Source organism: Gynuella sunshinyii YC6258 (genome assembly GCF_000940805.1).
In the GTDB taxonomy this organism is placed as follows: domain Bacteria; phylum Pseudomonadota; class Gammaproteobacteria; order Pseudomonadales; family Natronospirillaceae; genus Gynuella; species Gynuella sunshinyii.
Genome location: NZ_CP007142.1, coordinates 5,695,649 through 5,709,647 on the forward strand (window position 1 = coordinate 5,695,649; position 13,999 = coordinate 5,709,647).

Consider the following 13,999-nt stretch of genomic DNA (forward strand, 5'->3'; position numbering starts at 1 on the left):
GGGTCCTCCGGATGATGGTCATTGCTTTGTCAGGCGGCAGAAGTCTGCCACCGAAGACTTATTCAGTCTGCAACAAAATCAAAAACTTTATCATCCATCATTTCCAATGCCCGACCACCACCTCTGGCAACACAGGTCAATGGATCATCAGCAATGATGACAGGTAATCCTGTTTCTTCGCTCAACAACTTGTCAATGTCACGCAACATGGCGCCCCCACCTGTCAACACCATACCGCGTTCGGCGATATCCGCTGCCAGTTCAGGAGGAGTCTGCTCAAGGGCACTTTTGACGGCCTGAACGATAGCAGAGAGGGATTCCTGTAATGCCTCCAGCACTTCACTACTGTTCAGAGTGAAGCTGCGGGGGATACCTTCGGCAAGATTGCGTCCACGAACGTCAATTTCGCGAATCTCAGTACCGGGATAAGCACAGGCGATTTCAATTTTAATCCGTTCGGCGGTTGCATCACCGATCAGGCTGCCATAGTTTCTGCGGATATAGGACACAATCGCTTCATCGAAACGGTCGCCACCAACACGGACCGATTCAGCATAAACAATACCATTGAGAGAGATAATCGCGATTTCAGTCGTACCGCCACCGATGTCGACCACCATCGAACCGCGGGCTTCCTCCACCGGCAGGCCGGCACCAATTGCCGCAGCCATTGGCTCTTCAATCAAATACACTTCACGGGCACCGGCTCCATAGGCGGATTCCTTGATGGCTTTACGTTCAACCTGAGTGGATTTGCAGGGCACGCAGATCAGCACCCTTGGACTTGGAGCAAACCAGGTATTTTCATGTACCTTGGCAATAAAGTGCTGGAGCATTTTTTCGGTGACCTGGAAGTCGGCGATGACACCGTCCTTCATTGGTCGGATGGCGGTAATGGAACCTGGCGTTCGACCCAGCATACGTTTTGCTTCATGACCCACTGCGGCAACTGAACGTTGATTCCCCTGCATCCGCACGGCAACCACCGACGGCTCATTTAAAACGATATCTTTGTCTCTAACGTAAATCAGGGTATTTGCTGTGCCGAGATCGATTGAAAGATCGGATGAAAACAGACCTCTTATTTTCTTGAACATCTAATGGTTACCATAATCTGTGGTCAAATATGAAAAACTGGTTGGCAATGTATCAACGGCGGGGATTTTGGGCAAGCCGGAAATGTGCTAATCTCGCCGCCCTTCAGCGCATTTGTCGATATTGTGTGCTCTGACATTGACGCTGGAATTACAGAGCTTATGACCCAATATAGTATCACCAAATAAAATACACGCCCTCTTCAAGTGATCCTTCACGGTGGTATTGAAACATTATCTGCGGGAGAAACCTAATGAGCTTAGAACGCTCTGATGTAATCAACATCGCTCAGTTAGCGCGACTCAGAATCGAAGATCAGCAGATCGACGGTTATACCGAGACGCTTTCCAACATTCTCGAACTTGTCGACCAAATGCAGGCCGTTGATACGTCAAACGTGGAACCGCTGGCCAATCCCCTGGATGCCACACAGCGCCTGCGGGCCGATGAAATCACCGAATCCAATCATCGTGACGACTATCAGAAAATTGCACCACTGACCGAAGCCGGTCTGTATCTGGTGCCCAAAGTCATTGAATGATACGCAGTCATATCTCAGGAATATAAAGATGACAGAGCAAACTCTTGCCCGACTGAGCGAAGGGCTCAAGAACAAAGAATTTTCCAGCACCGAGCTGACAAAAAGTTATTTACAGAACATTCAGTCGGCCGATGCGCAATACAATGCATTTATTACGGTGACCGAAGAACAGGCACTGGCTCAGGCAAAAGCAGCCGATGCGCTGATCGCCGCAGGCAATCATCAACCGCTGACCGGTATCCCGATTGCACACAAAGATTTGTTTTGTACACAGGGCGTAAAAACGTCCTGCGGTTCAAAAATGCTGGATAATTTTATCGCCCCTTACAACTCCACCGTGGCAGAAAAGTTTAATCAGGCCGGTGCGGTGATATTGGGGAAAACCAATATGGACGAGTTCGCGATGGGTTCATCCACCGAGTCCAGTTATTACGGTCCAACCCGCAACCCCTGGGACACCAGCAAAATCCCCGGAGGATCTTCCGGTGGTTCTGCCGTGGCAGTGGCCGCAGGCATGGCAGTGGCGGCGACCGGTACCGATACCGGTGGTTCCATTCGTCAGCCGGCAGCCTTTTGTGGCATCACCGGCATCAAACCCACGTATGGTCGGGTATCGCGCTGGGGCATGGTGGCTTACGGTTCCTCGTTGGATCAGGCCGGTCCCATGACACAGACCGCTGAAGATGCGGCAATCATGCTGAATGTCATGGCCGGTTTCGACACCAAAGATTCCACCTCAGTCAACCGGCCGGTGCCGGATTACACCGCCAATCTCAATCAGCCCCTGACCGGACTCAGAATCGGTCTGCCGAAGGAATTCTTCGGTGCGGCACTCAACAGCGAAATTGCCACCCTGATTCATGCCGCGGTTAAAGAGTTTGAAAAACTCGGTGCTACTGTCAAAGAAGTCAGTCTGCCAAGAACCGAACTGTCAATTCCCTCGTACTACATCATCGCCCCGGCAGAAGCTTCCACCAACCTGTCTCGTTTTGACGGGGTGCGTTATGGTTATCGCTGCAAAGATCCACAGGATCTGCAGGATATGTTTACCCGTTCTCGGGCTGAAGGTTTTGGTGCCGAGGTCCAGCGCCGCATCATGATTGGCACCTATGCCCTGAGTGCTGGTTACTATGATGCCTATTATCGTAAGGCCCAGCAGCTGCGCCGGCTCATCAAAGATGATTACATCGCGGCATTGGCCGAAGTGGATGTGATCATGGGACCGGCGACCCCGTCACCGGCCTGGGAGCTCGGTGCCAAAAACAATGACCCGGTCTCCATGTATCTGGAGGATATTTACACCCTGTCAGTGAACCTGGCCGGCTTGCCGGGCATGAGCATTCCCTGTGGCTTTGTAAATAACATGCCGGTCGGTCTGCAGGTGATTGGCAACTACTTCGATGAAGCCCGCCTGCTCAACATAGGCCATCAGTTCCAACTGGCAACTGACTGGCATAAACAGAAAGCAGTGTAAGAGGAAAATCTGGATGGAATGGGAAATTGTCATCGGTCTGGAAGTACACGTTCAGCTTTCGACCCAATCAAAAATCTTTTCCGGCTCCAGCATTCAGTTTGGTGCTGAGCCCAACACACAGGCAAGTCTGGTGGATCTGGCCATGCCAGGTACGTTGCCCGTGTTTAATGCCGCAGCACTGAACAAAGCGGTGGCATTCGGGTTATCCATCGATGCCGAGATCGGCCGGAAGTCCGTCTTTGACCGGAAAAACTATTTTTACCCCGATCTGCCAAAAGGTTATCAGATTACCCAGATGGATTATCCAATTGTGGGTAAGGGCCATGTTGATATCGTGCTCGAAGATGGTACCACCAAACGTGTCGGTGTCACCCGTGCCCACCTTGAAGAGGATGCCGGCAAATCCCTGCACGAGGATTTCGATGGATACAGCGGTATTGACCTGAACCGGGCCGGCACACCGCTGCTGGAGATCGTCTCAGAGCCAGACATGCGCAGCGCCAAAGAGGCGGTCGCCTATCTGAAAAAAATACATAGCATCATTACCTATCTCGGCATTTCCGACGGCAACATGGCCGAAGGCTCCATGCGCTGTGACTGCAACGTATCCCTGAGACCCAAAGGGCAGACCGAATTTGGTACCCGTTGTGAGATCAAAAACGTCAACTCATTCCGCTTTGTCGAGAAAGCCATCAATCACGAAGTACAGCGACATATCGACATTCTGGAAAATGGCGGCAAAATCACCCAGGAAACGCGCCTGTACGATGCGGACAAAGACGAAACCCGCAGCATGCGTTCCAAAGAAGTGGCCAACGATTATCGCTATTTCCCGGAACCGGATCTGCTGCCGGTGGAAATCGATGATGAATACATCAATGCCATCAGAGATACCTTACCGGAACTGCCCGATGCCAAGCAGCACCGCTTTATGACTGAATACGGCCTGCCGGAATATGATGCCATGGTGCTTTCCAGCACCCGGGCCATGGCCGACTATTTTGAGGATGTGGCGAAAAAAACCGGAGAAGCCAAACTGTCAGCCAACTGGATCATGGGTGATCTGTCCAAGCATCTGAACAAGGACAGCCTGGAAATCGAAGTCTGCCCGGTCAGTTCTGAGCTGCTCGCCGGTCTGCTACAACGCATTCTGGACAACACCATTTCCGGCAAAATTGCCAAAACCGTGTTTGAAGCCATGTGGAACGGTGAAGGCAGTGCGGATGAAATTATCGACAGCAAAGGTCTGAAGCAGGTATCCGATTCAGGTGCCATCGAAAAAATGATCGATGAAGTCATTGCCGCCAACCCTGGTCAGGTTGAGCAGTACCGAAGTGGCAAGGACAAACTGTTCGGCTTCTTTGTCGGCCAGGTCATGAAAGCTTCCAAAGGTCAGGCCAACCCTGCCCAGGTGAATGATATTCTGCTGGCCAAACTGAAAGGTTAAGTCAGCTAAAAAGGGAACCTTCGGGTTCCCTTTTTATAGCCAGGTCATATTTTATAGCCGGATCATAAAAATGATCGACGCTGCTCAAATGGTTTTTTCGGCTGATCTTTCGCCAGACCATTTTTCATGGCGATCATCTGATTGCGCCTTCCCATCAGGCGAAACTGCACCCAGCGCTCCCAACGCAACGCTTTCCAGGTATCTGCCTTCCAGGTCTTCCGGTACAAATATTTGGCTGCGGCCACGGCATCGGGGGATTGCTGGACAATCTGCTCTGCCAGCGCCTGCGCTGCTGCCATCGGCTGCTCAGATAACCGACTAACCAGTCCATATTGCAGCGCCTCTGTGGCGGGAAACTGCCGACCGGTCATCGTCAGCTCCTGGGCAATATCGATACGGGTCAGTCGTGACAAGGTCACCATGCCGCTCATATCGGGAATCAATCCCCACTTCATTTCCATAATGGCCAGACTGGCCGCCGGTGTTGCAATACGATAGTCGCAGGCCAGCGCGATCTGCATACCTGCACCAAAACAATTACCGTGGATCACACATATCACCGGCACTGGCAGATCACGCCAGCAATGAGCGACTTCTTGAGCGGGATTCTGTTTTCGCCACGGCCACTTCAAAAAAAACCTGGGAACCATCGAGGGATTTTGACTGACGGCGCGAAAGTCCATGCCGGCACAAAATGATGGACCATCACCGGACAACACCACTGCCCGGATACTGCGGTCTTTTCGAATGCGCCGCGCAGTGGCGATGATGGCCAACATCATCGGCATATCCAGGCCATTGTGTTTGTCTGCCCGATTCAGCGACACAAAAGCAATATGATCACGGACGTTACACAATACTCGGGATTCAGATGGATCGTTCATACGCACCTCTTTTTTAGAGGCATATTTTCACAGCTGCTGGCAGGACACTACGATTTTGTCGCCATCAGATCAGATCAACAGATCGATCAGGGAATTGATTGCCATAATGACTGAAACCGGCAGCAGCACATCTGAATGCTGCTGCCGATATTGCCAGGCTCGATAAAACAAGGCCTTAGGTTAACAAACAACCTTACATCGCCATCGCTTTATCAAAGACCACGTGGCTGTACGCACCTTCCGGTTGTTTCGTGATCACCGGCGTGGACGCGCTGCCCAACAGTACATCAACAGTGCGCTGATAGGCCGCCGGATCAAGATAACCCATACCTTTGCTACTGGTACTTAACAGTTTGGCCACCTCGGTCATCATCCGAATCTGGTGTTCCTCAGTCTGGGCTCCGGTATCGTCATATTCCAACACCACCAATGCAGCTTCTTTTGGATTCGCTTTTGCCCATTCCCAACCTTTGACAGAGGCTTTCAGGAACTTCGCCAGCTTGGTTACCATCGCCGGATCATCCAAAGATTTCTGCAATACATACAGCCCATCTTCCAGCGTGGCCACCCCTTCATCTTCGTATTTGAACAACGTCAGCTCATCGGGTGTCATGCCGCCATCAAGCACCTGCCAGTACTCGTTATAGGTCATGGTGGAAACGCAGTCAGCCTGTCCCTGGAACAACGGATCGACATTGAAACCCTGCTTCAACACCTTGACGCCATCTGCGCTGCCGTCAGTTGCATAACCCAACTTCGACATCCAGCTCAAAAACGGATATTCGTTACCATAGAACCAAACGCCCAGGGTTTTACCGGCGAAATCTTTCGGAGTTTCGATACCGCTGGATTTAAGACACGTCAGCATCATGCCGGATTTGCCATAGATCTGGGCGATATTGACCATCGGCAGTCCCTTTTCACGAGTCGCCAGAGCCGAGGGCAACCAGTCCACAATCACATCCGCACCACCACCAGCCAGCACCTGGGCCGGCGCAATATCCGGTCCTCCCGGTTTAATGGTGAGATCCAGTCCTTCTTCTTTATAAAAACCTTTGTCCAGTGCCACATAATATCCAGCAAACTGTGCCTGCGTGACCCACTTAAGTTGCAGGGTTAATTTATCCGCCGCCAGCGTCATCATGCTGGATGCCATCAAGACCGTGCCGGCCACCAACGAAACCAGATTCTTTTTCATTATCTCTTCCTCTTAACAAGCTCAATAATAAACTGCATCGGTAATCGTTTTCTGATGCGTCCCCCTGCACAGGCTTTTTCACACCTGACCAGGATTAATGCTTTACTCCGCGTATCGACGGGTGCCAGAAAGTTATCATCCTCTCTAATAATGAAAGAGCACCATAACTGGCAGAACCAGCCAGCGCAGCTACGAGGATCGTGGCCCAGACCATATCCATATTCATACGCCCCACCTCAGTGGAAATTCTGAATCCCATACCGACGATCGGAGTACCAAAAAACTCAGCAACAATAGCGCCAATTAATGCCAGCGTTGAATTCAGTTTGAGGGCGTTGAAAATAAATGGCATCGCCTGGGGCAACTGGTTTTTAAAAAAGATCTGACTCTTTTTTGCCGCATAGGTACGCATCAGGTCAGCATGCAGCGGATCGACCGACTGCAAACCGGCAACGGTGTTAATCAGCATTGGAAAGAAAGTCATAATCACGACAACGGCTGCTTTTGACGGCCAGTCAAATCCAAACCACATCACCATGACCGGCGCAATCCCGACAATGGGAATGGAGGACATGAAATTCCCAAACGGTAATAAACCATTCTGTAAAAACTGACTGCGTACTGCCAATCTGGCGACCAGGAACCCGGATCCACAACCGATCAGATACCCTGCCACTACCGCTTTCAGATAGGTCTGCTGGAAATCCGCCCATAATAACGGCAGATTGTGCCACGCTGCCGTTACGATCAATGTTGGTGCAGGCAACAACACCAATGGTACATCAAAACCGCAAACCAGTGACTGCCAGACCAGTAGCAACATAAACGCAAAAATCAACGGAACGGACAACTTTGATACTCTTGATCGAAACCCGCCCACATCACTCAAACGGGTCAATCCGGACAATAAAAACCATGATAACAACAATGCCATGATCAATACGGCCAACAGGCCCATGTGGCGGTTATAGAACCCGTTTTCCAGCGTCACGACGAGAGACATCTGCAAAGCAATCAATATCACTGCGGCTATTTGCCTGATTGTCGACAGCATTATTGCCCTCCTCTTCTCGCCAGCATGCGTTTCTCGGTGAAGCCTACCAACCAGACCAATAATGATCCGAGCAGCGCGGACATCAACAACGCCGACCATATCTGCACTGTCTGACCATAATACGAGCCACTGAGCAAGCGTGACCCCAGTCCCCCCTGTGCCCCCGTCGGCAGTTCACCGACAATGGCACCTACCAGCGATGAGGCAATGGCGACTTTTAAACTGGCGAACAAATAAGGTTGTGCAGCAAACCAACGCAGTTTCCAGAAAATCTGCCGGGCACTGGCGTTGTAGGTCAACATCAGCTCCATGTGCATTTTATCCGCAGCCCTGAGGCCCTTAACCATTCCAATCGTGACCGGAAAAAACGAGAGATACATGGAAATAAGCGCCTTGGGAATCAATCCGGTCAGATTAATTGCACCCAGTACCACAACCACGATCGGGGCAATGGCCAGAATCGGAATCGTTTGTGAGGCAATCACCCATGGCATCAGACTGGCTTCCAGAGTCCGGTTGTGAACGATACCAATAGCGATGGCTATTCCCAGAAGAGAGCCCAGCACAAAACCCAGCAAGGTTGAGTTCAAAGTGATCTGCGCATGATAAAGCAAGGATCTCTTGGACGTGACCTTGGTCTGAAATACACTTTTGTAGATCTCTGCCACGACTTGATGGGGAGCCGGTAAAGCAGGACGTTTGACCGCGTAGGCCTCGGAAATGATTTGACTGTAACTCCACGACTGCTGGCGACGTTCCAGGTTTTTGATCAACTGATTACCGTTCAGTATCAACGCCGCCAGATACCAAATAATTGTTAGCAAAATAAACATAGTGGCAACCGCCAGCCATTGTTGTTTATACCATTGACCTGACATAAAACTCTCCCGGCTAGTCAATCTGATGATCGGTTGCCAACACCGCCCTGATTTCTGCCGCCAGCGCATGGAAATCATCAGAATCACGCAATTGCAGGCTTTTCTCGCGAGGTAATGGACTCTCAATCACTTTGGTGACCCTGCCTGGCCTCGGTGACATCACCACAATATGTGTCGAGAGCAGCACCGCTTCCGGGATGGAATGAGTGACGAAAACGACGGTTTTTCGAGTCTCCTGCCAGATCCGCAATAACTCCATATTCAGATGATCACGGGTAATTTCGTCCAGCGCGCCAAATGGTTCGTCCATTAACAATAATTCCGGCTCAATACACAGTGCTCTGGCGATAGATGCACGCTGCTGCATACCACCAGACAATTGCCAGGGATACTTCTTATGGAAGTTCTGCAACCCAACCATCTGCAGATACTTATCAATCTGTTTCTGTTGGCGGGCTTTTGGCTGAGCGGAAATTTCCATGGGCAACGCACAGTTATCGGCAATAGTGCGCCATGGGAATAATGCCGGTGCCTGAAAAACGTAGCCGTACATTCGATTAAGACGGGCATCTTCCGGCGATGTACCATCAACCTCAATGGTACCGGATGTGGGATGTTCGAGATCGGCGATAACCCGTAACAGAGTAGTCTTGCCGCAACCGGATGGGCCAATAAAGGACACAAAGTCTCCTTCATGAATATCCAGATTGATATCCGACAATGCGTTGACCGGGCCATCGTTGGTCTGAAAGATCAACGATAGATTCTTCACGCCAATCATTAACCGGCCTGACTTTGTCTCCATCGGAGCCTCGTTATGGTTATGCATCTCTATTTTTTCTGCGTACATCGCACGTCTCAATGTGTATATCGATCATCTGCTGACCGGACTATCCCAATGTGTTTTTCGAACCGGTATTCGCCGCGATCAGCCACGCTTTACAGCAGTTGGTTTCATCATGTCATTGTATTTTTTGACGGCATCGTAAATGGATGGAAAGGCAGGTCGCTTAATGTATTTGCCCGCCCCTTCCTGCACTCGTAGTTCACCATCTTTGTAGACCAGATTCCCCTGACTGATGGTATGACTCGGCGCTCCGGTAACGGTCCTGCCTTCGAAAATATTGAAATCCACATTCTGATGGTGAGTAGTGGCCGAGATGGTATGGCTTTTGGCCGGATCCCAGATCACCATGTCGGCATCTGCGCCCACCGCAATGCAGCCCTTACGCGGATAAATATTGAAAATCTGTGCCGCATTGGTGGACGTGACTTTGACAAACTCATTTACCGACAGCCGCCCGGAATTAACCCCGGCATCCCAAAGCACCATCATGCGGTCTTCAACACCGGCAGTACCATTTGGAATTTTTGAAAAATCGTCTTTGCCAAACGCTTTCTGATCAGCACAAAAACAACAATGATCGGTGGCGGTTGTCTGTAACGTTCCACCCTGCAACGCTTTCCATAATACTTGCTGATGCCCTTGAGGACGGAATGGCGGACTCATGACATGAGCAGCAGCAAAATTCCAGTCTTCATGCCGATAAACACTGTCATCCAATTCCAGATGCCCGGCCAGTACCTCACCATATACCCGTTGACCTTCGTGTCGGGCCCGGGCAATTTCATCCACGGCCTCTTTACAGGATACGTGCACCAAGTACAGAGGCACGCCGAGGGACTGCGCTATCCGGATCGCCCGGTTAGCTGCCTCACCTTCCACTTCTGTGGGTCGTGACAGCGGATGTGCTTCCGGTCCGGTAATGCCCATCGTCAGCAATTTACGTTGCAGGTGATACACCAGCTCACCGTTTTCGGCATGAACAGTTGGCATGGCACCGAGTTCCAGACAGCGATTGAAACTGTTCACCAGGGTTTCATCTTCGGCCATGATGGCGTTTTTATAGGCCATAAAATGCTTGAAGGAATTGACGCCTTCTTCATTAACCAAGCGCCCCATGTCCTGATAGACAGACTCATCCCACCAGGTGACGGCAACATGAAACGAGTAGTCGGAAACCGAACGAGATGCCCACTCCCGCCAGGTCTGATAGGCGTCCATGAGTGGTTGTTGCGGATCTGGAATCACAAAATCGATAATGGTGGTGGTACCACCTGCCAGGCCGGCAGCCGTGCCGGTGTAAAAATCTTCACTGGCCACGGTTCCCATAAAAGGCAGTTGCATATGAGTATGCGGATCAATTCCACCTGGCATGACATATTGGCCGGATGCATCAATGACTTCAGTACCGGCAGGCACTTCCAATTCTGTACCAATGGCCAGAATTTTTCCGTCTTCACAATATACATCGGCATTTACTGTCTGATCGGCATTTACGACTTTACCGCCTTTAATCAATATACCCATTTACCTGCCCTCTTCTTATTAACGGTGAAAACAGCACTGCCCGAACACAGGCAAACATTTGATGCACCGGATAAATGTCTTGTAAGAATGCCTTGCTTCAATGCAATAGATTGACCAACCGGACAGGAGTTGCATAAAAAATTTATAACCGTTTGTTTATAAAGATTTTTTTACAGGAGCAACAAAACAATCCGTAGAGCACATGAGAGATATTCAGGAAATTTGGAACAGAATACATGCACACACTCGGGGCCAGGTCTTTCCATTTCAGTGCAAAAACCCAATGAGTCATGGCCATACCCTTGTCGATCGACAAAAATGCACCCTGTCTTTTTAGTTATAAAACAAACAGTTAATTATTTTTTCGATAACTCCTGTCCGACTGGTCAGATCATTGCATCAACAACATACCTTCCAGACACGTGGTTCTGTCATGTCGTTTATGACAGCCAACCCTCCGATAACAGCAGGTGACATATGAAAGCGTTAAAAGTGAATGGTGATCGACTGTGGGACAGCCTGATGGAAATGGCCAAAATCGGTGCCACAGAAAAAGGTGGATGTCGTCGTCTGGCACTGACAGACCTCGATAAACAAGGCCGTGAACTCTACATAAAATGGGCAACAGAAGCAGGCTGCACCGTTAAAGTTGACCAGATCGGCAACATTATGGCCACTCGTCCTGGCGAGGATCCAGACTTGGCTCCGGTCGGTACGGGCAGCCACCTCGATACTCAGCCTTCCGGCGGTAAATTCGATGGCGTCTTTGGGGTGCTGTCCGGCCTTGAAGTGGTGCGACGCATGAATGACCTGGGTATCAAAACCCGTCATCCGATTGAAATCTCTGTCTGGACAAATGAAGAAGGTTCCCGTTTTGCGCCTGCCATGATGGGCTCAGGTGTTGTATCCGGTCGTTTCACCTTGCAGGAGATTCTGGACAAAACCGATGTCGATGGCATCCGTCTCGGTGATGAACTCGAACGGATCGGATTTGCCGGCGATACACCCGTCACCGGACGAAATTATCATGCATTCTTTGAAACCCATATCGAACAAGGCCCTTATCTGGAAGCGGAAAACAAACAGATCGGCGTGGTCACCGGTGGTCAGGGACAGCGCTGGTACGACGTTGTGATCAGCGGTCGCGAATCCCATGCCGGCACTACACCGATGCATCTGCGCAAAGACGCATTAATCGCGGCTTCGCAACTGGTACTTAAGGTAGAGGAAATTGCCAAGGCGCATAAACCCGGCTGCGGTACGGTTGGTTTTATGCAGGTTTCACCCAATTCACGAAACACCATTCCCGGTCAGATTTCCTTCAGCATCGACCTGCGCCATCCTGAAGATGATCAACTGACCGCGATGGATGCGGATCTGCAAGCAGCAGTTGAGGAGCTGGCAGTCAGTAGCGGCAGCGACATTAATCTCAAGCAAATCTGGTACTACGCTCCAATTCCATTTGCCAGTGAATGTATTTCCGCGGTTCGCAGCTCAGCTGAGGCACTGGGCTATAGTCATATGGACATTATCGCCGGTGCCGGACACGACGCCTGTTATGTATCGGACTTCGCACCCACCAGCATGATTTTTACCCCTTGTCTGGATGGCATCAGTCACAATGAAATTGAAAGTACCACCAAAGAGGAATGCGAAGCGGGCTGCTCGGTGTTATTGAATGCCATGTTAGTAATGGCAGGTGAAGTCAAAGCCGAGGAAACGTCTGCGACGGAGGAAACTCTGAGCGCCTGACTCCCGGCGAACCATGTTCTCAGGCGGATTCCGAGTCCGCCTTTCGTATACAGGTTGTAATCGTACCGCCCATCGTCATATCCGACGATTCAGCTTTACTGTCCAAGTGTGTTTAATCCCCCCACTTTCGGATATGAACAACCCAATATGCACCCCCGATTTGATATCACTCTCAATAAGCTCAGAGAACAACACAGTTATCGTGAATGTTCCCTACCTTCTGGATTGGATTTGTCCTCTAATGATTACCTGGGGCTGCACGATCATCCGGTATTGATCAGGGCCGCGCACGAAGCATTGGAAATGGGCGTGGCATTTGGTTCAGGAGGCTCCCGCTTACTGCGTGGGAACACCGCCGAACACGAGGCTCTGGAACAATATGCAGCGTATTATCATGGCTGCGAGAAAACCCTGTTTTTTGCCAACGGCTTTATGGCCAACCATGCACTGCTGACATCACTTCCCAACCGCCATGATGTGATTCTGTACGATGCACGGGTGCATGCCAGCTCCCGTGATGGTATCCAGGCGAGTGTCGCGAAAAGCGTGCGAATTGCTCACAATGATCTGGCCGATTTCGCCGACCGTCTGCAACAGTTTCGGGCCTCTGCGGATATCATCTGGATCGTCGTGGAATCACTCTATTCCATGGATGGCGACATGGCACCCTTACAGCAACTGTATGAACTCGCACAGGTTTACCAGGCGATTCTGATTGTCGATGAGGCCCACGCCAGCGGCATCTGGGGGGTCAATGGCAAAGGTTTGTGTGAACAGCTATGTCGCCCGGAAACTGATGGCGCGATCCGCATGCCGGAAAATCTCATAACTCTGCATACCTGCGGCAAAGCTCTCGGAGTGGCTGGTGGAATCGTATGCGCCACCGCGACAATTATAGACACCTTGATCAACACCTGCCGGCCATTCATTTTTTCCACTGCACCACCACCAATTCAGGCATATATGACACTTAAATCCATGGAGTTGTGTGCCTCAGAAGAGGGCGCCCGATTGCGTCAGCAATTGAAATCCATCTGCGTGACCGCACAACAATTGTTTGGCGGCCATGGCACTCAGATCATTCCAATTATTCTGGGGGACAACCAACAGGCTATTGAAGCGTCGACCTTCATGCAGCAGGCCGGTTATGACATTCGGGCAATACGTCCGCCCACAGTACCGCCAGGAACCTCACGCTTACGACTATCCCTCAACGTTCATATCACCCCTTCAACGCTGGAAGATATCCGGCAGCTCTTGAGTCAGCTTGATACCCCCGCGACATTCGTAGAAAGGAGCCTCTGA

The 13,999-nt window shown here is 50.7% G+C and carries 12 protein-coding genes; 5 read left to right on the forward strand and 7 right to left on the reverse strand.

The genetic code is table 11. The features are described 5' to 3' along the window. Positions 1–62 precede the first annotated feature (62 nt). Positions 63–1,097, reverse strand: a complete 1,035-nt coding sequence (locus YC6258_RS23690; RefSeq protein ID WP_044619076.1) for a rod shape-determining protein — start codon at positions 1,095–1,097, stop codon at positions 63–65. Between the two features lie 251 nt (positions 1,098–1,348). Between YC6258_RS23690 and gatC the strand changes: the two genes are divergently transcribed. From gatC to gatB, 3 genes are read left to right on the forward strand one after another with little or no spacing between them, the layout of a single operon-like run. Beyond that, a complete protein-coding gene (gene gatC / locus YC6258_RS23695) occupies positions 1,349–1,636 on the forward strand; it encodes an Asp-tRNA(Asn)/Glu-tRNA(Gln) amidotransferase subunit GatC (RefSeq protein ID WP_044619077.1) in 288 nt (95 codons plus the stop codon). A gap of 28 nt (positions 1,637–1,664) precedes the next feature. Then, positions 1,665–3,110, forward strand: a complete 1,446-nt coding sequence (gene gatA / locus YC6258_RS23700) for an Asp-tRNA(Asn)/Glu-tRNA(Gln) amidotransferase subunit GatA (protein ID WP_044619078.1) — start codon at positions 1,665–1,667, stop codon at positions 3,108–3,110. Between the two features lie 13 nt (positions 3,111–3,123). Next, complete coding sequence (gene gatB / locus YC6258_RS23705) at positions 3,124–4,557, forward strand: Asp-tRNA(Asn)/Glu-tRNA(Gln) amidotransferase subunit GatB (RefSeq protein WP_044619079.1); 1,434 nt, start codon at positions 3,124–3,126, stop codon at positions 4,555–4,557. A gap of 62 nt (positions 4,558–4,619) precedes the next feature. Here gatB and YC6258_RS23710 read toward each other — a convergent pair whose 3' ends face one another. From YC6258_RS23710 to hydA, 6 genes are all read right to left on the reverse strand, one after another. Continuing rightward, positions 4,620–5,441: a crotonase/enoyl-CoA hydratase family protein gene (locus tag YC6258_RS23710; RefSeq protein ID WP_044619080.1), complete on the reverse strand. Its 822-nt coding sequence runs from the start codon at positions 5,439–5,441 to the stop codon at positions 4,620–4,622. 193 nt (positions 5,442–5,634) lie between these two features. Continuing rightward, positions 5,635–6,639, reverse strand: coding sequence for an ABC transporter substrate-binding protein (locus tag YC6258_RS23715; protein ID WP_044619081.1), 1,005 nt, complete (start codon positions 6,637–6,639; stop codon positions 5,635–5,637). A 94-nt stretch (positions 6,640–6,733) separates the two neighbouring features. Next, complete coding sequence (locus YC6258_RS23720) at positions 6,734–7,693, reverse strand: ABC transporter permease (RefSeq protein ID WP_044619082.1); 960 nt, start codon at positions 7,691–7,693, stop codon at positions 6,734–6,736. Continuing rightward, positions 7,693–8,571 (reverse strand): ABC transporter permease, encoded by an 879-nt coding sequence (locus YC6258_RS23725; protein ID WP_044619083.1) that lies wholly within the window; start codon positions 8,569–8,571, stop codon positions 7,693–7,695. Before YC6258_RS23725 ends, YC6258_RS23720 begins: the two co-directional genes overlap by 1 nt. 13 nt (positions 8,572–8,584) lie before the next feature. Continuing rightward, positions 8,585–9,421 (reverse strand): ABC transporter ATP-binding protein, encoded by an 837-nt coding sequence (locus tag YC6258_RS23730; RefSeq protein ID WP_082070867.1) that lies wholly within the window; start codon positions 9,419–9,421, stop codon positions 8,585–8,587. Positions 9,422–9,499: 78 nt separating this feature from the next. Beyond that, positions 9,500–10,942 (reverse strand): dihydropyrimidinase, encoded by a 1,443-nt coding sequence (gene hydA, locus YC6258_RS23735; RefSeq protein WP_044619085.1) that lies wholly within the window; start codon positions 10,940–10,942, stop codon positions 9,500–9,502. 477 nt (positions 10,943–11,419) lie between these two features. On the opposite strand from hydA, the gene YC6258_RS23740 reads away from it, so the two are divergent. Together YC6258_RS23740 and YC6258_RS23745 are read left to right on the forward strand one after the other, a co-directional pair. Beyond that, positions 11,420–12,694, forward strand: coding sequence for a Zn-dependent hydrolase (locus YC6258_RS23740; protein ID WP_044619086.1), 1,275 nt, complete (start codon positions 11,420–11,422; stop codon positions 12,692–12,694). Positions 12,695–12,841: 147 nt separating this feature from the next. Next, positions 12,842–13,999, forward strand: a complete 1,158-nt coding sequence (locus YC6258_RS23745; RefSeq protein WP_044619087.1) for an 8-amino-7-oxononanoate synthase — start codon at positions 12,842–12,844, stop codon at positions 13,997–13,999.